General features: G+C 42.1%; 20 protein-coding genes and 1 riboswitch. Of the genes, 6 read left to right on the top strand and 14 right to left on the bottom strand.

Annotated features, from left to right (window positions below; all coding sequences use genetic code 11):
* Positions 1 to 116: 116 nt before the first annotated feature.
* Positions 117 to 308, bottom strand: a riboswitch (cobalamin riboswitch).
* A 128-nt stretch (positions 309 to 436) separates the two neighbouring features.
* From IEY03_RS05625 to IEY03_RS05610, 4 genes are all read right to left on the bottom strand, one after another.
* Positions 437 to 1,102 (bottom strand): hypothetical protein, encoded by a 666-nt coding sequence (locus tag IEY03_RS05625; protein WP_188840370.1) that lies wholly within the window; start codon positions 1,100 to 1,102, stop codon positions 437 to 439.
* 157 nt (positions 1,103 to 1,259) lie between these two features.
* A complete protein-coding gene (locus tag IEY03_RS05620; protein WP_188840369.1) occupies positions 1,260 to 1,568 on the bottom strand; it encodes a DUF3622 domain-containing protein in 309 nt (102 codons plus the stop codon).
* Between the two features lie 75 nt (positions 1,569 to 1,643).
* Entirely contained in the window at positions 1,644 to 3,557 is a 1,914-nt protein-coding gene (locus IEY03_RS05615; RefSeq protein ID WP_188840368.1) for a peptidase U32 family protein, read from the bottom strand.
* Between the two features lie 122 nt (positions 3,558 to 3,679).
* Positions 3,680 to 4,246 (bottom strand): phosphoribosyltransferase, encoded by a 567-nt coding sequence (locus tag IEY03_RS05610; RefSeq protein ID WP_188840367.1) that lies wholly within the window; start codon positions 4,244 to 4,246, stop codon positions 3,680 to 3,682.
* Positions 4,247 to 4,425: 179 nt separating this feature from the next.
* On the opposite strand from IEY03_RS05610, the gene IEY03_RS05605 reads away from it, so the two are divergent.
* Positions 4,426 to 5,082 (top strand): DNA-J related domain-containing protein, encoded by a 657-nt coding sequence (locus tag IEY03_RS05605; protein ID WP_229778201.1) that lies wholly within the window; start codon positions 4,426 to 4,428, stop codon positions 5,080 to 5,082.
* Positions 5,083 to 5,228: 146 nt separating this feature from the next.
* Positions 5,229 to 5,885: a thiol:disulfide interchange protein DsbA/DsbL gene (locus IEY03_RS05600; protein WP_188840366.1), complete on the top strand. Its 657-nt coding sequence runs from the start codon at positions 5,229 to 5,231 to the stop codon at positions 5,883 to 5,885.
* A gap of 68 nt (positions 5,886 to 5,953) precedes the next feature.
* Here IEY03_RS05600 and IEY03_RS05595 read toward each other — a convergent pair whose 3' ends face one another.
* The 6 genes from IEY03_RS05595 to IEY03_RS05570 all read right to left on the bottom strand — a co-directional run bounded on the left by IEY03_RS05595 (position 5,954) and on the right by IEY03_RS05570 (position 12,448).
* Positions 5,954 to 6,535: a hypothetical protein gene (locus IEY03_RS05595; protein ID WP_188840365.1), complete on the bottom strand. Its 582-nt coding sequence runs from the start codon at positions 6,533 to 6,535 to the stop codon at positions 5,954 to 5,956.
* Positions 6,536 to 6,869: 334 nt separating this feature from the next.
* Positions 6,870 to 7,385 (bottom strand): cytochrome b/b6 domain-containing protein, encoded by a 516-nt coding sequence (locus tag IEY03_RS05590; RefSeq protein ID WP_188840364.1) that lies wholly within the window; start codon positions 7,383 to 7,385, stop codon positions 6,870 to 6,872.
* A 4-nt stretch (positions 7,386 to 7,389) separates the two neighbouring features.
* Positions 7,390 to 7,911, bottom strand: coding sequence for a menaquinone-dependent protoporphyrinogen IX dehydrogenase (gene hemG, locus IEY03_RS05585; RefSeq protein ID WP_188840363.1), 522 nt, complete (start codon positions 7,909 to 7,911; stop codon positions 7,390 to 7,392).
* A 204-nt stretch (positions 7,912 to 8,115) separates the two neighbouring features.
* Positions 8,116 to 9,744, bottom strand: a complete 1,629-nt coding sequence (locus IEY03_RS05580) for a di-heme oxidoredictase family protein (RefSeq protein ID WP_373290839.1) — start codon at positions 9,742 to 9,744, stop codon at positions 8,116 to 8,118.
* 74 nt (positions 9,745 to 9,818) lie between these two features.
* Complete coding sequence (locus tag IEY03_RS05575; RefSeq protein WP_188840361.1) at positions 9,819 to 10,982, bottom strand: imelysin family protein; 1,164 nt, start codon at positions 10,980 to 10,982, stop codon at positions 9,819 to 9,821.
* A 50-nt stretch (positions 10,983 to 11,032) separates the two neighbouring features.
* On the bottom strand, positions 11,033 to 12,448 hold the full coding sequence (locus IEY03_RS05570) for a porin family protein (protein ID WP_188840360.1): 1,416 nt from the start codon (positions 12,446 to 12,448) through the stop codon (positions 11,033 to 11,035).
* 197 nt (positions 12,449 to 12,645) lie between these two features.
* Between IEY03_RS05570 and IEY03_RS05565 the strand changes: the two genes are divergently transcribed.
* Entirely contained in the window at positions 12,646 to 13,860 is a 1,215-nt protein-coding gene (locus IEY03_RS05565; RefSeq protein WP_188840359.1) for an MFS transporter, read from the top strand.
* A gap of 244 nt (positions 13,861 to 14,104) precedes the next feature.
* On the top strand, positions 14,105 to 14,932 hold the full coding sequence (locus IEY03_RS05560; RefSeq protein ID WP_188840358.1) for a TIGR03899 family protein: 828 nt from the start codon (positions 14,105 to 14,107) through the stop codon (positions 14,930 to 14,932).
* 22 nt (positions 14,933 to 14,954) lie between these two features.
* Here IEY03_RS05560 and IEY03_RS05555 read toward each other — a convergent pair whose 3' ends face one another.
* The 3 genes from IEY03_RS05555 to curA all read right to left on the bottom strand — a co-directional run bounded on the left by IEY03_RS05555 (position 14,955) and on the right by curA (position 17,552).
* A complete protein-coding gene (locus IEY03_RS05555) occupies positions 14,955 to 15,563 on the bottom strand; it encodes a hypothetical protein (protein ID WP_188840357.1) in 609 nt (202 codons plus the stop codon).
* Positions 15,564 to 15,785: 222 nt separating this feature from the next.
* Positions 15,786 to 16,463 carry a type 1 glutamine amidotransferase domain-containing protein gene (locus IEY03_RS05550; protein ID WP_188840356.1) on the bottom strand — a complete coding sequence of 226 codons (678 nt, stop codon included), beginning with the start codon at positions 16,461 to 16,463 and terminating at the stop codon, positions 15,786 to 15,788.
* A 54-nt stretch (positions 16,464 to 16,517) separates the two neighbouring features.
* Positions 16,518 to 17,552 carry an NADPH-dependent curcumin/dihydrocurcumin reductase gene (gene curA / locus IEY03_RS05545; RefSeq protein ID WP_188840355.1) on the bottom strand — a complete coding sequence of 345 codons (1,035 nt, stop codon included), beginning with the start codon at positions 17,550 to 17,552 and terminating at the stop codon, positions 16,518 to 16,520.
* Positions 17,553 to 17,703: 151 nt separating this feature from the next.
* On the opposite strand from curA, the gene IEY03_RS05540 reads away from it, so the two are divergent.
* Both IEY03_RS05540 and IEY03_RS05535 read left to right on the top strand, forming a co-directional pair.
* Positions 17,704 to 18,153: a MarR family winged helix-turn-helix transcriptional regulator gene (locus IEY03_RS05540; protein ID WP_188840354.1), complete on the top strand. Its 450-nt coding sequence runs from the start codon at positions 17,704 to 17,706 to the stop codon at positions 18,151 to 18,153.
* A gap of 117 nt (positions 18,154 to 18,270) precedes the next feature.
* The gene (locus IEY03_RS05535) at positions 18,271 to 18,411 is read left to right on the top strand and encodes a hypothetical protein (RefSeq protein ID WP_188840353.1); all 141 of its coding nucleotides are present in this window, start codon (positions 18,271 to 18,273) and stop codon (positions 18,409 to 18,411) included.
* 237 nt (positions 18,412 to 18,648) lie between these two features.
* On the opposite strand, the gene IEY03_RS05530 is transcribed toward IEY03_RS05535, so the two are convergent.
* The gene (locus IEY03_RS05530) at positions 18,649 to 19,962 is read right to left on the bottom strand and encodes a metal-dependent hydrolase family protein (protein ID WP_188840352.1); all 1,314 of its coding nucleotides are present in this window, start codon (positions 19,960 to 19,962) and stop codon (positions 18,649 to 18,651) included.
* Positions 19,963 to 20,089 lie beyond the last annotated feature (127 nt).

The following is a 20,089-nucleotide window of genomic DNA, read 5'->3' as shown; positions in this document are numbered from 1 at the left end:
TTAACTCCTAAAAGGGAAAATGGGGCAGTTGCGTCGCAATAAAACGCTTTCAACTTCAAACATAAGAGTCGAATTTGAAAATAGCTTATTACATCTTAAGATCTGCCCACCGAAATCTCAAAATCATCTTTAGGGCCGGTCTCCGGACTGAGGTATTTTGTCAGAATAATACATTCTACAAACGAGCTATATGCTATTTCATATCGCCCTAACCTTTCACCGTTGCGGGGGCAGTATCAGATTTACACTGATTTCCCGATTATCCACACGCCAGTTAAACGTATGGCACCACAAAAGATTGACTAGTCATCATGACCATAAAATCGCGGCAATTATACGGTTTATGCTAGGGATTAGATATATGCACTAGGGAGTTCAACAATGGATTTTCATTATAATTATTCAGCATAAGCTGAAAAATGAAACAAAACTGTGATTAATTGTTTGCCATAAACTCACGATAATTATTGGCATTGATGGGTGGTTCATTTTCTCGGAACACGGCTTGTCGAATCGATTTGTGCAACAAATACAAATCTTGCGAACCGCTGACTACCGTAAAAAATCCAATTTCGCCTTTAGGAATACTGGCAAAATCTTTTTCAACAAAAATCGAAGCGTGGTGAATGTTTGGCATCACTGTACAGCCTAAAATACCGTGCACAGCATTCAAACCTTCAACTTTCGAGGTACCTAAAACAGTATAAATCACTTTACCGTCGCAGTTTTCGGCATAAGTGTCGGCCATACCGTCAAGAAACTTTTGCGGTTCAATGTCGTTGGCCAACCCTTTAAAACCTTGCATGCAAACAAGGCCACTCCAATCATTTAATGTTTCATTAGCTGGAATAAACTCAGCCATAAACATATCGCCCTGCATTTCATGAAATGCGAGCTTCCAATTAAGTGGAGGTAAAAAACCAAATTTAGAGGCAAAGTCTGTTAATTGCTGCACATCTTTGGGCATTTCGACTTTGCCAATACTCTGATCATCTTCACCAAAAATAGTATTGATAGGAAAATACGGTTTTGCAGACAGCAAAGCGCATGGCACTAAACACACTAGACCCAACATAAGCTTTATTGCGGCAAACGATTTCATTACATATCTTCCTTTTAAAAATTTCATCAACACCCTTTGATGAGGCCATTTTGATATTTAGCTAAACTGTCGAGATTTTCGACCAACTATATATCACAACAGCCACTTTTTGAAACTTATCTCTAACAATTTACTGCGTATTTAATAACAAGAGTGACTAACCAAGCTCTTCATCGTCATCATCTGGAAAGTCTTCATCAGACTCACCTGATTCTGCCGCGATGGCTGCAGCAATGCTTTTGGCTTTTAGGTGCTTCTCAGTTTTACGTTTATTGCGCTCAGCCTGTTTGCCTAAGAAACCTTTTAATGCTTCTTCGCCCCATGCTGTCGCTTCTGCTTCAGTCGCAAAACCATCATGACTTTTTGATACCACTGTTTTGGTTGCTGTCATACGGCGAGTGATTTCTGTTTTCCAGCCGCTGTCAGCTTGAAACACACGAAATGCATACTTTTTACTTTGACTCATTTGTCTATTTTTCCTAGTGAATTAACGCTTTAATAGGCATAGCCTATTTTTCTTTATGGGCAGTTGTTACACAACTTAACTTTTTACCATTTGATTTGAGCCAACAATCATCATCTCGCATTTTTGGCAATCAAACACTAATTTCAATTTATCTTTACCCACATCTAAGAACATGGGATCTGCTTTTATGCCTTCCACTTCTTTAGGGCATAAATTAAAGCTGTAACGCAAACAATGCTTTGTCACCATCAATGGTGCATCATGCAGTACTTTATTCTTTTCATAGGTGTCTTCCATTTGAATAACACCGTGTTGCTCGTAAAAGCTACGCGCTTGCTCGTTAGCCACATTGGATAAAAAGCTAAGAGACTTTTGTGGGAAACGCGCATTTTTATCGTGTAACCAGCGCTCAGGACGCTTATAAGCACTGACCCTAGCCAACATTAATGCATCAACCGCATCACGTCTTAATTCGTTGACCACTGACGAAGGTAAAAACCATACTTGCTCAACAAGTAAGTTAATTTTATTGGCAACAAAATCTGTGCTGCCTAATTTACCTAACTGTTTTTTCAGGTTTGCAGCCGATTTAGGCTGGTCGTTAGCCGCTTGTTTTTCACACTGTAAACTGACACTCGCACTAATACCATGTGCATCTGTTAGCGATAAAGCCACCCCGTCATCGGTATCATAAAACTGCATATCAACACTGATTTTACGGCTGGCTGAATCTTTATTTAACGTCGACTCAAATTTATGGTCGAAGTTTCTGAACATCATCACGCCAACTTTTAAATCTTTTGGCACTTCTGTTAAATACAAAGTATTGCCATCAGCACGGTTTACTCGGGTGCCTGCCAGTTTATCATCAGACAAGCGTTGAGTTTCATAATGTTCAACAAAAAAGCACAAACCATCGCCGTTGTTGAACACAATATCTTTGCCGCTTTCTGTGATATCGATTTTGATAAAATCTTTACCAACCTGGGTAATACGCCCCACTTTTTCACCGATAAACTTTGGTGAGCTAAAGTGTTCAATCGCTTCAGTTCGTTGATTCACAAAGTAGTCTGTTTTACCACGGTTAAAGCTTTTGTCAGGATCTGGGGTAAAGTTGAACTCGCAACGTCCATGGGAGATGGACGCTAAATCGTTACGCTTATCAATAATAGCATCAAGCTGCTTACGATAATGCGCCGTCACGTTCTTCAAGTAGGTAATGTCTTTTAAGCGGCCTTCCACTTTGAACGAGGTGACACCAGCATCAATTAATGCTTCTAAATTATCCGTTTGGTTATTATCTTTAAGGGATAATAAGTGCTGATTCTCGGCTAAAACATCGCCATCGCGCGTGGTTAAATTGCACGGCAAACGACACATTTGCGAACACTCGCCACGGTTGGCACTGCGATTTGAGTAAGCGTGGCTTAAATTACATAAGCCGCTGTAGCTCACACACAAAGCGCCATGAATGAAAAACTCAAGTTTCATTTTTGTGCTAGCAGCAATATCTCGAATTTGAGGGATATTTAGCTCACGGGCTAAAACCACCTGCGAGAAACCGACTTGCTCTAGAAACACCGCTTTTTCAGGGGTGCGGTTATCCATTTGCGTACTGGCATGTAATGCAATTGGCGGCAAATCTAATTGCAAAACGCCCATGTCTTGAATAATTAGCGCATCGACACCAGCATGGTATAAGTCCCAAATCAATTGCTGTGCTTTAGGCAGTTCGTCATCCATCAAAATAGTATTCAACGCCACAAACACCTGGGCATGATAACGATGGGCAAACTCAGCAAGACGGGCAATATCTTCAACACTATTTCCCGCATTATGACGAGCGCCAAATGCAGGTCCACCTATGTACACAGCATCAGCACCATGACGAATAGCCTCAATACCATAATCGGCATTTTTAGCGGGTGCTAACAGTTCAAGCTGACGCTTTGGGGTAGGTGCTGGGGTAAATAATTCAACAGAAGCCATAAGGGTAATCAATTCTTCTTGTTTAGCAAAAGTCGGTGGATAAAAAAGTGCGCCAACAAAGTTTGTTGGCGCACTAGTATAATGTTTACTATTCTAGCAAATTTGTTGTAAAAATACCCAGTTTAGATAAATAAATCTTGGATGTTTTTAAAATCACCTTTGCCGCTTGCTATTTCTTCAGGTGTTAAACCCGTTACTTCATGCGGGAACACTAACCACTCATCGGATTCGTGAATGAAATAATCAGGCTTTAATGGCACTTTAGTGTTGTTTGGCTTGTAGTATGGGCAAGCTACGCGAATATCACTTGGAATATTCAAACGCATAAATTTTTGCAATTTACCAATCAGTGCATGGATACTACGACCAGAATCAAACACATCATCAACAATCAGTAAGCCATCGCTGGCATTGGCGTTTTCAATAATGTAATGCAAACCGTGCACTTTAATATTTTTATCTTGCTTGTCAGTACCAATACCGTAATAAGATGAAGTACGCACCGCAATGTGGTCAGTTTCAACCTTTTTGAAATCAAAATATTCTTGCACAGCAATACCAATTGGTGCGCCGCCTCGCCAAATACCGACAATAAATTGCGGTCTAAAGCCAGATTCATAAACTTGCGCGGCTAAGCGGAATGAATCTTCAAGTAATTGTTGTGCGCTAATATAGTGTTTGTCAGTCATTGGTCTGTGCCCCCATTTTTATTGCGGCGAATTTTATACCAAATCAAAATACTTTGCCTGTATTGTTCGCAGATATTACGTAATTACTCAAATATCCATGGCATAAAAATCTGCTTTTCCTTGCATCATCACTATGGCATAGTATTTTTTATCGTCAAAACAGGATGAAGACGCTCGTTATGTTATTTGAAAAACATTCAACCGCCGCGTTAGCACAGACATCATCTGAGATGACGGCTCAAAAAGGTGACAACCCGCTTATTTGGCCGTTATTAAGTGTATTGCAGTCATCGAATCAAAGCTGGAAAGTGCACCATCTTGCCACCGAATTACAAAACAAAGGATTAATGCACAACTTAGATCCCTTGCCCGAAAAAGACCTATTTAAACGTAATTTCTTATTGATGAATGCCCTGTATGAATTACAAGACATTTTACTTCCTAAACAATGGCTTCAAGTCAAATCAATGGAAATTCAATTGTTTCGTATTGTCCCCGGCAACGCAGACTTGTTACATCGTCAAGACGCTGCGCTACGAGACTACTATCTAGATTGGAAAAATTACGATACCTGCGTCAATGTGGTACGTGAAATGCTGGAGTCTTTTTGGACCAGTTACCAGCAATATATAGGTATCAACATTCAATTAATGAATAAAGGTCATGCATTAAAAGTATTCGAATTGGATGAAACCGCGTCAGATAGAGACATCAGAAGACAATGGAAAAAACTTGCCTTAAAGTGGCACCCCGATCGCGATCAAGGCAATGCCGAACGCTTTAAAGAAGTATGCGAAGCTTGGCAAACACTGCGTGATAAAAGCCTAGTGGCCTAGTATTTAACAGCATAAAGCTGATTAGCAAATACCTGTATTTGTCGCAAATCACAACTGGATCACACAAATTTAGCCACAGACTTTGACAAAATATGTCATCATTAGCACTGTAAACATTATTGATAAACATACTTTTTGAGGTCTTCATGTTTAAACATTTAGCACTAGCCGTTACCTTAGTCATTGCTCCTTTGAGCACCTTTGCCGCGCAATTTGTTGAGGGCAAACACTACACGCAGATTTCCAATAAAGTGGTTCCTAGCGAGCCGAAAGTGACCGAGTTTTTCTCTTTTTATTGTCACAACTGTTTCAATATGGAAACCAAATACTTACCAGAAATCAAAGCGGGTTTAGATAAGCAAGTGACATTCGACACTAAGCACGTTGATTTCATGAATAGTGACATCGGCACCGAGGTAATGCGCGCATTAGCTGTTATCCACACTTTTGATGATCAACAAGCCTTAAAAGTAGCGATGTTCGGCGCCATTCAAGGTGAAGGTAACGACTCAGGTCACGACCATAGTGCGCCAGGCCATGAACACGCACCAGCAGTGAATAACCGCGACGACATCAAAAAAGTATTTGCTAAATTTGATATTGATGGCGCCAAATATGATGCATTAGCTGATAGCCCTGAAACCGAGAAAAAGCTCAGTTTATGGCGCCAACAGCAAGTGATGTTCCGTATTCAAAGCGTGCCAACATTTATTGTTAACGACAAATACGCCATCAATATGAACGAAATGCGTACCCTTGATGACTTAGTCAATGTGATGAACTATTTGGCACTGAAAAAGTAACGCCGCCCCAAATAACCATGATGCAAACCGATATTGCTCAAACAATATCGGTTTTTTATTGGAGAAATCTAGAAATTTCGCGGCTGCTCTTCTATGTGCATTTGCTCAACCAGTCCTTTGCCTGTGCGTTGTTGGTATTTTGCTTCAGCTTGTGACATACGGTTACGACCACTATTGACTAAACTTTGCCCCTGTTCAATGGCGCTTTCACCTTCAGCTAACTTAGTATTGCCATCTTCAACCTGCTCTTTGCCATCAAAGTATTTCTCGTCAGCATCTTCCCAAAGATCGTTAATCTCTTCTAGTTTTTGCAGCATTTCTGCGGCGCGCTTAGCCGATTGCGCCCCTTGCAAATTACCAGAAAATGCGACAAAAGCCTGTCGATGACGTTCGCCAGCTAGCTGTGCCTCTGCAATTAATCGCTCGCCTTCACGGATTTCATGACTGCCCTCTTGCACTAACTGACGGCCATCCCTTAATTGCTCACTGCCGGCCTTAACATCTTTCTCGCCTTGTTCCCATTGCTGTGATAAATCAAGGTGTTGTGCACCTTCTGACTTCACTTTTGAGGCAAAATTATTTTGAGTTGCACTGCAACCACCTACACTTATAACCCCTAAAGCCAATAAACAACAAAGAGTAACTCGCATCTATCCATCTCCATAAATATGCTAATAAAGCGGCGCAATTAGACCGCTCGGTAACATAAATAGCAAGAGGTGATAAATCAAATCATGTTAAATAACCTCAGCTCGGGTTAATAAATGCATATCAAACAGCTCTTTGCACCGCTAACTGCGTTGCATTAACTTGCAATAGACCCGCTATTGACGCGTAAATGCACCTTGTTATCAGAGCAAAGTTCAAGTTTGAATATAAGCGATTGAATATAAGCGATTGAATATTGATGTTTTAAATATCATTTATTCATCTGTTAACCTGAGTTGAAGTTAAATATCAGTAAAGAATGAGCAGGAAAGTGAATTAACCAAAAAAATCGCGAATATGCAGCAGCGCCAACAGCAGATGAATAACAATAAATCCAATAAAGCCCTGTGCGAATACCTTATGATAACTGCGCCACATTAAGGCATCACTAGGGTCGGCTAGATACCAAAGCACACCAGATATGGCCACTAGCAACAGCAAGATAACGCCGCCACCCTCAATCACACTAAGTAGGCCTTTACCCCCTGAAAGCGGTAAGCGGCCTTTTACCATACCGAAAATATCTGCTTTAAGTTGACTAAAATCAGCCACTAACCAAGGAAAAAACAAACGCCATTGTCCTTTAGTGCACACTTTAATGGCAAACAATAAGCCAATAACGGCGGTAAATAACCCGCCATAAACATGGAATACATCCCAAAATCCTGCTTTAGGGCTAAGCTGCTTCGCAATAAATATCCAAGGACTACTACACACTAAAAGCAGTGACATCACTAACACAGCCGCATGTAACTTTGTTTCAATGCTACGCCAAATAGGCAACAACGCCATAGCGTTAAGCCTCTATCATTTGTTGTGCAAAATCGTCCACTTTTTGCCAGTCAGTATATTCAACTTTAGTATTTGGATCGGTTGGCCCTTTAGTGATCCACATAATAAATCGAATAATATGACGATCCATTGGTCCATAGCCCTGATAATCTAAATTACCGGCAAATGTTTGTAATAATTTAGGTTTCCAAATGGTTTGCTGTAAAAACGCTTGCATGTAGGCATTTGTTTCTGGAGTATTTTTGTGGGGTTTACGTGCCACCAAGCTGACAGAGAAAAAACCACTGGGTTTAGTTTCAAGCTGTACCTGATGACGCTGAATAAATTCATACAGTGCAGGACGATGTTTGCCGTGACGAATACTGGCACCTATGTAAATTTTATCAAAGCCTGAAAGGTCAGTCACATCATCTAAGGCCGCTAAGGTTACTTGGTGATCAGACTGCTGCACTTTTTGTTGAATGTATTCGCATATTTTACGCGTTTGTCCATGAACACTGGAATAAACAAGAAGGATCTGAGTCATATGTCCGCCTAATCAAGTCATTAATCCTGTTTATATTACTTGATAAAAACAACCATGACCTTGAAACAGATCACGTGATTAACATCAAAGTCTGCCCCAAAAAAAGAAGCAAGGCGACACCTTGCTTCTTTAATCTAAGACCAGTTAATCTTTTCTGTTTGTTTTGTGGCAAATGACAGGCCAACAAACATTCGACCAAAACCGCTACAGTGACATTAAAAACGCGATCACTTGCTCACGCTCAGCTAAGGTTAATACCATAAACGCCTGCTGACTGTTTTTAGCTTCACCGCCATGCCATAAAATGGCTTCTTCCAATGTCGCCGCGCGGCCATCATGTAAAAAACCTGCTTGCGGATTGACGGTTTGTGTTAACCCAATCCCCCATAAAGGACGGGTGCGCCATTCATTACCATTGGCCAAGAAGTCAGCACGACCATCCGCCAACTCATCGCCCATGTCATGGAGTAACATGTCAGTAAAAGGATATATCACTTGGCCTTTTAAACTATCGCTCATAGGCACGCCACCTATGTCTCCCGCAGTTTTGGTGGTAAAAGATGCCACATGACAACCGGTGCAATTAAGATGTTCAAATAAGCGCGCGCCCTCTCGTACATTGCTATTTGTTACGTTACGTCTAGCAGGCACTGCTAGGGTTTCAGCATAGAAAGTCACTGCATCACTGAAAGCCTCATCAGCCTCTGGTTCGCCATTTTCGTCGCTGCCAGTATCAACAAACCCAGTGCGAGTTAAATATGCATCATGCAAACTGGTGCCAGCAATACTTTCATCTGGGAACAATGGGTTGGTGATACCAATATCACCTCTCAATGCCCCTAGTGATTGCACTCTGACACTTGGGGTATTGGCTTTCCACCCAAAACGCCCAAGTGATACTGGATGCGCGACTCCGTCTCTGGCTTTTATGGCATCGAATACCCAGTTAGCTCGGCCTGATATGCCGTCACCATTGGTATCGTTTTCGTCCGTATTTGCCAAAATATCCGCCTCGGGGATCGCTTCTAATAAGCCTAAGCCGAATACAGGCATGCCATTACGCCAGCCCATCAGTACGTCATCTTGCAGTAAATTAGAGGTGATATTTGCACTTTGCTTGGTTTCGCCAGGGGCATCATAGGGGTTTTCAACATCAAACAATGGCTTTTTCAATTGAACGACTTTGCCATCGGCATAGCTAATTTCGCTGCGTTCATAGGAAAGATACACATCAGCCTGGCCCACAAAAGCATTACTTTCCCAATCGGATCTTGCCTTTAATACGCCGCGATGAAATAGTTGCCCGCCAAAATCAGGCACGGCAATGGGCGCACAATAGTTGTTTTCTAGCGTTCCCTGAGTACAAACCTCATCAGGTGCTTTACTGATCCTTAAAAAGATCCCAGCAGCAGAACCAAGTTTAACTCGGGTTTCATTTGCCGCTAAAAATGGCGTTGAATTACGGCCATCGCGTTGATGACAAGAGTTACAATCGGCATTATTAAATACAGGGCCTAAACCATCTAACGCTGGGTGCGCTGTATTTGGCGCAGTGGTAAAAGACGCTTCAAAATTAACGTCGCCCTCTAAATGCAAAGCCAGTTCATTTTCAGTTAAGTTCGGCGCGGGTGTTGAAAAACCGTGGCCTGAATTATTTGCATCATAGGTAGTCGTTTCTCCCCCTGCGGCGGTTATATCGGTAAACGCGGGATAAGTTACAACGGGAGGCTCAGGGACAATGGTACTTTGCTCTTCGCCACTGCCACCACATCCGACTAACCCGATTGCCATCATCACTGACATTAAGGTGTTAGATTTACGTGTTATTTTCATCATATAACTCACACTGTTTTATGTGTATAAAAAGCCCCTGCTTGACGATAAAACAGGGGCTAATGGGTGCAGTGTTAACTGGCTTTCCATTTAGATAACAATGGCAATACGTCTGACTCTAAAGAGGTTTGTAATTTAGATAACGCGTCCACAGCAATCTGCACACGGGCGCGGCCATCGGCATCTAATATGGCTTGACGGAAGGGTAAATCTGAGCTGCCCTTAATTGCTTGAATTTTGAGGATGACATCATCAATTTCACTGGCGATACGAGTAGCAAGAGTGGCATCTGCTGCGGCAACAAAATCTATGATGCCTTGTTTGTCAGCCTGCCCTGTGTACTCGCCTTGGTAGACGTTACGCACACCAATAATATTGTTAGCAAAGTCAGTTAATGAATTCCACGAATACTGAGACTCCACTTTTGATGTATCCGCAGTGGCTATTGAGTCACCAAATGGATCAGCAATTTTACCGTTACCGACTTCATCAACAATGCCAATCATGCCGTTGACTAACTCTTCAATCACCGCAAGTTCTGATGAGTAAATAGTGTTATTGGCGGCACCTGAGCCTTTTAATAACTCTGCATATGGCAATGCGTTGGCATCTTGGGGGTTGTGGCTAATTTGCCATGCATCATCCAGTTGTTTAGCGTAATCACGAAACACTTCTGCTAAAGCCACTAAATATTCACGCTCGCGCGGGGTCAGCTCAGCAATGTCTTTGCTGTTATCATTTACGCCATCACCAAACAATAAATACTCCATGGTGTGGAAACCTTGTACGTCATCATTCCAACCTTTAATGGTTTCAGCGTCAAAGCCTGCTGCGCTGTTTAACTGTGTTTGCAAGTCAGAGGTATTGAGTGGCCAGCTGTCTAAATGCGGATCAATGCTTAATGAATCAACAGGACCAAAAATATGCGATTCGCCCTGTTCCCATGGTTGACGAGCTGCTTTCCAAGCCGCTTGTGCTGCCACTAAATCGGCTTGCGATGTAGAGTTAATCAAACTTTGTGTGGCTAATAATAATGCCTCACCTTTCGTGGCCAAATCAGCATAACCCGCCACAATAACCTCATCGGTTAAGTTGGTAATCATCTCGGTTGCCACAAATGAAAAACGATTATCTGGAACTGTCGGGGTTGTCGGGGTGGTTTCATCTGAGCCAGAACCGCCACAGGCCGATAAGCCCATAACTAAAGATAATGCGATGACTGAATAGGTAAACTTCATAATAACTCCATGTATTTAAGATAAATATGTAACAAAAAACGCCTAGCGGCTTATAACGAGAATTGGTAACCAACGCCTAACGCAAAGAAGTTAGTGTCTGGAATACTGGCTACTGCCACCTGATGTAAACCTCCTTCCGCTTTAATCACCACCTCAGGAATAGGGAAGTAATTCACCCCTACGCTGCTCCAGGTATTTTCAAAGCGCTTAGTGGCAGTGCCCGTTTCGACAGCCATTAATGGATTTGAGTAATCGATATTGGCAAAAACAGTGAGCGGAATATTCAACCAGCTATCCAGCTTCATACCGGCTTCAATAAAGAAGGATTGTGATTCAGACCCTAACTGTGCAAAGTTTCCTGGGCGCAAACCTGGGGTGGTTTTATTGGCTTGGGTGATGGCATCGGTATTGTCTAAGGTGCCGTAAAGGTATTGACCGCGCAAAATCCATGGACCTTCCACAAACGCACCGGCAACAGACACAATGCTGATCGCACCATCAACATCTAACTTGTTACTTTTATGGCGATTGCCTGAAGTATTGCCATAGTAATAGGCAACGCCCACTGCGCTACCGGTTTTAAAGCTGCCATAATCTAAACGGCCAGCAAAGGCTAAGTCATCACCATTAACATGTTCAAAACGTTTTTGATGACCAGATGCTGACCAATCATAAGTGCGGAAATATTCAGAGTTTAAGCCACTGACAATTTGGGCTTGATAATGAAAATCACTGACTTGACCATAAACACCAATACCGTTTTCATTCCAAACCGCAGGTAACATTGCCGCTTCGCTTTTATGGCGCTGAACAGTAAGGTACTGATTAGGCTTATGTAATATACTTGTTAAGCCAATTGGCAAATGAATATTACCGAACTTAACTCCAAATGCTTCACTGGGGCGATAGCGAATTTCTGCTTTTTCAACAATGACTTCACCGCCCGCTTCAACTTCTGATTCAAACTCGCCAAATTCATCGAAACCATCATATTCAAGTGATGTGCCAGTACCACCATGCTCATATTCAATTTCAACTTCCATGCTCCACTCATCAGTGAACTGATATCCAAATTCAGTGACGATGCGCTCTAGGTCAAAACGATTACGGCGTTCAGGGGTGGTATCTTGAACGTTATCGAAATACTCATCGCTTGTGTAATTGGCGGTACCATAGGATTTAAAACTGAAACGGCGGTAACGATCTTGTGCGCTTGAAATCTCACCTGCAACCTGTTCAACTTTTGAGGCTAAAGTATCGCGCTCAACTTGTTGCTGGGTAGACTGTGACTGCTGTTGCTGTGTAATGAGTAGCAACTGCTGCTTTAACGCAGCTATTTCTGTTTCTTGTTTCGCAATGGCTTTAGCAAGTGCATCTGTTTCATTAGCTTCATTTGCACTGGCAAATGAACCTAACCCCATAACACTCGCTAAAGTCATCGCCAATAGTGAGATTTTGCTATTCATATCAACTCTCCACTTACACCTAAATAGTTAAGGTTATTTTAATAATCGGCCACATACTAATCTAATTGATAATCATTTGCATTAAAATTTAGATCTTTTTTCGTAATACTATTTACAAATAAATTACACTTCCCATAAAAATGTTTTTTTGCGACTATGGTGAAATATTCTTCATTGTTCGCTATTTCAGGTGTTTTATGACCTCGCCCGCTGCACAATTACTCGATGTTTCACCCACCACAAAATACCAAGCCAATCCATTGCATTTACTGCTGTGGATGACCTTTGTTATGTCGATGGTATTTGCGGTTTGGCAGGCGTTGTTAAACAACTTTGTGATTGAAAGAGCTGCATTTACTGGGGCTGAGATTGGCATATTACAAAGCTTGCGTGAGGTCCCCGGATTTTTAGCCTTTACCGCCGTTTTTGTGTTGCTACTGATCCGTGAACAAGCCTTTGCCTTATTATCGCTCGCCCTGCTATGTATTGGCGTTGCGATAACCGGCTTTTTTCCTCAAGTCATCGGCCTGTACTTAACCACTATTTTAATGTCTGTAGGTTTTCATTATTTCGAAACCATCAATCAGTCCCTAACGCTACAATGGGTCGATAAAGCAGAAGCGCCCGGATTTATGGGTAAAGCTTTAGCATGGCGCTCGGCCGCAGCCTTAATTGGTTATGGCAGTATTTGGGTTATCATGACATGGCTGAAATTAGACTATGTTTGGATGTATGCCATCATAGGCTTACTCGGATTAAGCATGGTGCTGATGATGAGCATTTATTTTCCGCGCTTTAAAATTCATGCCACGCAACATAAACATTTATTGCTGCGTAAGCGGTATTGGCTTTACTACCTACTGACGTTTTTTTCAGGAGCGCGTCGGCAAATTTTCATGGTATTCGCAGGCTTTATGATGGTCGAAAAGTTCGGTTATTCTGTCACTGAAATCACCGCACTTTTTCACATCAATTATGTGATTAACTTATTATTCGCCCCCGCTATTGGTCGATTGATCGGCCGTATCGGTGAACGAAATGCTTTGATTTTTGAATACCTTGGGTTAATTATCATTTTCATCAGTTATGCATATGTTGAAAATGCCCAAGTCGCGGCAGGCTTATATGTTATTGACCACTTGTTATTTGCCATGGCAATTGCAATGAAAACCTACTTTCAAAAAATCGCCGATAAACAAGATATTGCCTCTACAATGTCGGTAAGCTTTACCATCAATCACATTGCCGCAGTCGTGATCCCGGTACTGCTCGGCATGCTGTGGTTAAGCTCGCCTAAATACGTGTTTTTCATCGGTACAGGCTTTGCGGTATGTTCATTGTTATTGGCCTTTAATGTGCCGCGCACCCCAAAACCAGGTCAAGAAACCTATTGGCCCAAAACCCTTAAATAACCTCAGCTGGGATAATAAATCCATCAAACAGCTATTTGCATAACTAACTGCGTTGAATTGACTTGTAGTTGGATTGACTTGTAATAGACCCGTTATTGACGCGTAAACTGGCCTGGTGATCAGAACAAAGTTCAAGTTTGATTGTTAGCGATTGAATATTGTGTTTTAAATATAGTTTATTCATCTCTTAACCCGTTAAGGTTAAATAGTGTACCCACAAAATTTTTGGTAAATGGATAAAAATATGGCTGAGCTTGATAAAAAAATAACCGAAACTGCCGATATTTCAGCACGCAAGAAAGCCCTATTACTTGGCAGAATATTAGGCCTAGCCAGTGAGGATGATTATCGTCCTTCGACCGCATCTGTAGCTGAACGCGCGCAACATCGTCAGCGCAAATTGCTTAGCGCTCATCAAGCTAATCTAGAAACTATTTTCGCACTGGCGCTCAATTACACCCCATCAGATGTTACCGGAGTGGATTTAGATGCCGACTGGGGATATCAATTCTTTCACATGGCGGAGCAAATTCATAACCCGAAAATGCAAGATTTATGGGCAAGAATTTTAGCCAGCGAAATTGTTTCACCCGGAAACTTCAGCCTGAGATCGCTAGCGGTTTTGAAACAATTTACCTTTCGTGAAGCAATATTGTTAGAGAAAGCTTTAGGCATGTCGGCAAGAATTGGCACAGATAATCGCTACAAATTACTCAGTGGATTGCGCACTAACGGCGGGTTGAAGCAATATTTCAGAAAACACAACCATATTAACATTCCACTATCTCAATTCGGGCTACCATATTCGAATATTTTAACCTTAATGGATGCGGGAATTTTGCATAACAGTGAGTTTGAAACGGGTTTACTCGATGCCAAAGTAAAATTGCCATTGCAGTTTGTACATGACAGTTTTACCGTGCAAACCAACAATCAACACCTGCTTTTTACTTACTACCGATTTACCGCCATTGGAGATGAGATTTGCCAGCTAATTGCGGCTAAACCCGACGTTAACTTTATCAGTATGTTGAAAAAACTATTAGAAAGAGATTTTAAAATCGATAACTAACTGGAGCCATAAACAGGTTAAGTTAAATTTTATAAAGGTGGGAGTATTTCGCTTTATGCGCGCTAAATAAAAACTGCCTTAACGCTTCTCTTGCTTCACCATGGGCATTAATTTTAGCCGCCATAATGCCATTTTCAGCACGAACCGGTTCAAAATCAACATCCACTTCTAAGCCATTACTTAGCATTAACTTACCTGATTTAGGCATATCAGCATGCGCCTCATTACGCATTTTGATGGTTAAGCCCGAACTGGATAATGACAACACTTCGACGGGCTGATCAGCATCATCAATCACGGTAACATCTTTTAAATCTGTTACTCGCCAGCTGCGCTCACCACCAAGAATATCGACCACTTCTGGTACACCTAACACCGGGATAAATTGTCCTAATTCATCACGCTTTAACACTAACGGAAACCATAGACGGTAATGGCTGATCTCTGCCAATAACGTTAACTTCGCCTCGCCTAAAATATTGGCAAGCACCTGAGGGATCTCAGTAGACACACTTAAAGCGTTATCAGCCATCACATCTGCATCGGTTTTTGCATGCAACATGCCTCCCGTTTTACTTGAAGTAAATAGGTCACTAAAACAGGCTAACTCTTCTTCGGTCAACGAATTCATTGGGTTAACGTAATCCTTAAATCTAGGGTGTGGAATAAGGCGCATAATATAGCATTATTTTGACATTCGAATAAACTTTAACCACTCTATTGATAATAATTAATAGATTATCAAACCCTAGACTGACGTTTAGGGAGTGACTAACAAAAAAAGCAAACCTGAGTTTGCTTTTCAATACGCAATCAATAACCTAGTAGTGTGGGTTATTGAGACATACTTAGCTTAATTTAACAGCGCCAACATTTGGTGGGCAACTAGCTCAGATGATGCCGGATTTTGACCTGTCACTAACTTGCCATCCACCTGTGCAAACGGGTGCCAGTCAGCAGCCTTGGCATATTTAGCACCGTTAGCAATCAACATGTCTTCGACTAAAAAGGGCACTATGTCGGTTAACTGCACCGCATCTTCTTCTCCATTGGTAAAGCCTGTGACTTTTTTGTCTTTAACAATTGATGTGCCATCAGCATTTTTAGCGTGCTTCAGCGCGCCAGGTGCATGACAAACTAACCCTAAAACCTTGTCTTGCTTTAACGCATTTTCAATTAACGCAATTGATGTGCTGTCTTCGGCCAAATCCCATAACGGACCATGACCACCTGGATAAAACACCGCGTCGTAATCAGCAACATTCACTGTCGACAACACTAATGTGCTAGCCAGTTGTTGTTGCGCGTGACTATCTAATTTAAAACGCTGAGTCGACGCAGTTTGAAAATCAGCTTCATCGCTTTTAGGATCTAAAGGCGGTTGGCCACCTAACGGCGATGCCAGAACCACTTCGACATTATTGTCTTTAAACACGTAATATGGCGCCGCTAACTCTTCAAGCCAAAAGCCCGTTTTATGTCCTGTATCGCCTAATTTGTCATGCGATGTTAATACCATTAACACTTTCATTTAATTAATTCCTACTGGTTAATTTATTGATTTTAATTCAAATAACTGGCTTACTTATGCGGTTAACGGTTCATTAAGTTTAATCACTAACTTGCCAAAATTTTCGCCTTTCAACAGGCCGATAAACGCTTGGGGAGTATTTTCAATACCGTCAACTAAATGCTCACGATATTGGATTTCACCATTGGCCAACCATTTGCTCATATCATTAGCAAACTCAGGGTAACGATGACCATAATCATCAAAAATAATGAAGCCTTGCATTTTAATTCGCTTCACCAACAAGGTGCCCATTAATAACGACAAACGATCCGGCCCAGCTGGCAACGAGGTGGCGTTATATTGTGAAATCATGCCACATACTGGCACTCGTGCACCTGTGTTTAGTATAGGTAAAACGGCATCAAATACTTTGCCACCGACGTTTTCAAAATACACATCAATTCCCTTGTCACAATGCGCGGCTAATTGCTCAGCAAAGTCGGCAGCTTTATGGTCAATACAGGCATCAAAACCAAGCACTTCAACCGCATGGCGACACTTTTCAGCCCCACCAGCAATACCCACCACTTTACAGCCTTTAAGCTTACCAATTTGCCCCACTGTTGCGCCCACTGGCCCTGTCGCCGCCGCAACCACTAAGGTTTCACCCGCTTTGGGTGCACCGATATCCAACAACCCCATATAAGCGGTAAACCCTGGCATTCCCATAATGCCTAGCGCATAAGATGGCATGCTTGGACTCGTGCCTAAATGCATTAAGCCTTCACCGTTTGATACGCAGTAATCCTGCCAACCGCCGAAGGCTAATACCCAATCGCCTACCTTGTAATCTGGGTGTTGACTCGCTTCAACCTGTGAAACAGTTGCCCCAACCATCACCTCATCAATAGCCACAGGATCAGCGTAAGATTTTGCATCATTCATGCGCCCACGCATGTAAGGGTCTAATGATAAATAAACCGCACGCAATAACACTTCACCAGACTGCGGTGTCGGTTTATTTACGGTTTCTAAACGAAAGTTTTCTGCGGTCGGTTCGCCCTGTGGACGAGAGGCTAAAACAATACGACGATTGTGAGATGACATAATTGATCCTTTTAATTGCAATACAAAACGCTGACAAGGGTTGATTCAATGATAGCTACAATAGCGAAAACAACAGTGGTAACATCGTCACACGTTTTACCTATTTACGTTACTGTGAGCCATTTAGCTCACAGTCAAAACAGAGTGAGTTATGAAAGAAGACCATCATTTACATCTTGATAATCAACTTTGTTTCGCTGTTTATTCGACATCACTTGCGATTACTCAGCTTTATAAACCTTTATTAAGCGCAATCGAGCTCACCTACACTCAATACCTTGTCATGTTGATCATTTGGCAAGATGAAGGCTTAAACCTGAAAGATATCGCCCATAAGTTAGCCCAACAACCTGGGGCAATTACCCCTGTGGTTAAGCGGCTTGAGGCATTAGATTATATTCAACGCGTTAGACACCCAGAGGACGACAGACAACTGTCATTAACTCTTACTGAAAAAGGCGCGGCGCTGAAGTCAAAAGCCATGAAAATCACCCAGCAAGTTAAAGCGCAAAGTGGTATTGATGAAGCCGAAATGGCCGATCTCAAACTGCGCTTAGATGCATTTCGCCATAAGCTACCAAAGCACATTAATCTGCCTTAACATTCGCAACGATGTTGTTGAGTGAAGCTATTAAAACACATTGTTATCGCAATAATCAATTGTGCACAATCAAATAATATCATATTGGTTACTCATCAGGTTCGATTATCAAATGAAATGGATACGAAGATCGGCATAACCCACGGACTTTACCTGCATAAAACCCGTGAGTTACGAAAGATTACCAGTGTCAGATTTGCTGATATACCCAAAGAACCTGAAGATGCTCGATTTCAGCAAGAATTTACTCGCGTTTAGGCAAGGCATTGATTGCGGGTAATGGTTATTCCCTTTTCAAAATCAATAACGCAGCATAAACGCGTGTAAAACTTGCCCTCAGGGAGTTTCACCGTGTTCCCCTGATTTTTAAATCAAGAGCGTTGTTGCGCTAATTTATAAGGTACCTACATTACCGCATTAACGCGCCTAGTATTGAAAACACGGTGAAGCTCTGAAACACGTATCTTCAGGTTGTTTGGGTATATATTGAACTTATCACTCTTGTTTATAAACAATGCCTGACTTCATCACGAAGGGAACATTTAATAAGGTTTCGATGTTATCAAGCGGACTTTGTGAGGTAGCAATAATATCGGCAATTTTGCCTTTCTCAAGCGTGCCTAGACTTGCCGACATATCAATCAATTCAGCCGCATTCACCGTCGCGCTGGTTAGAATATCCATATTGCTCATACCCGCACTATGCATTAAAACCGCTTCTTTAGCATTATCGCCATGATGCGATACACCGCTGTCAGTGCCATAAGCTATCTTAACTCCCGCTTGGTAAGAGGCTTTAAAGTTAGCCATCATATCGCCGCCAACGCGAATCGCCTTTTCTTTTATCGCAGGCGACAACACATCTGTAGTTTTGGCCATTTGCACCACGGTATCACCCGCTAATAGCGTTGGCACAAGATAAGCGCCGGTTTTTTTAAACAGTTTGATACTCTCTTTATCGGCATAGCTGCCATGCTCAATGCTATCAACACCCGCAAGCAATGCCGCATTAATGCCGGCGGCCGAATGGGCATGGCTAGCCACTTTACGCCCTAAAGCATGGGCAGCATCAATCACTTCTTTTAGCTCATCGCTTTCCATTTGCTGACCCGTGCCGGTATTAGTGTCAGACAACACGCCGCCTGTTGAGGTAATTTTAATCACATCGGCACCAAACTTAATCGCACGGCGCGTTGCACGGCGACAATCATAAGGGCCGTCACAAATGGTTTTTTCTGTGTATAAATCGAGTAAATCAGGGCTCATACCATCAACATCACCATGGCCACCGGTAACCGATACCCCGCCTGATGCAATAATTCTTGGGCCATCAACCCAGCCTTTATTCACGGCATCACGCAGAGCATATATTTGCTCAGCTTTAGCGCCTAAATCTCTTACTGTGGTAAAGCCTGCCAATAAGGTTTTCTTGGCAAAATACGCACTGTGCATGGCAACATCGGCATCAGACATTCGCAGTTTTTGGCTGTCATTTTTAGGGCCTAATTCCCCCTGTAAGTGCACATGCATATCCATTAAGCCTGGCATCACAAAAGCTTGCTTTAAATCGATCACCTTTAGGGTATCATCTTGGCTATGGCTGACAGAATCAACATAGCCTTGAAGCACATCAATAATCACCCCATCCTTAATCACTAAAGTTTGCTCTTTGGTTGGCTTCTCCCCAGGTACAGCAAGTAATTGGCCTGCTTGCAATAATGAAATCTCAGCAGCCTGAGAAGAAAATGCCAATAACAGGCCAGCCATGGCTAGGGTAAGTTTGTTAACGCTCAATAAAGTTGTTTGCATGTTTTAAGCACTCGATAATGAATTTGAAGAGCAATCGATAAAGTCGCCAAATACAGCGTTTTTTGCTGTTATTACTGCTAAATTTAGTCGCTTTGTTCGATTATTAAACCGCTTGGGTAAAGTCAGT

This window comes from Shewanella aestuarii, assembly GCF_014647215.1.
GTDB classification, from domain to species: Bacteria; Pseudomonadota; Gammaproteobacteria; order Enterobacterales; family Shewanellaceae; genus Shewanella; species Shewanella aestuarii.
Note: the sequence above shows the minus strand (reverse complement) of the source record. Positions and strands in the feature narration are given on the sequence as shown.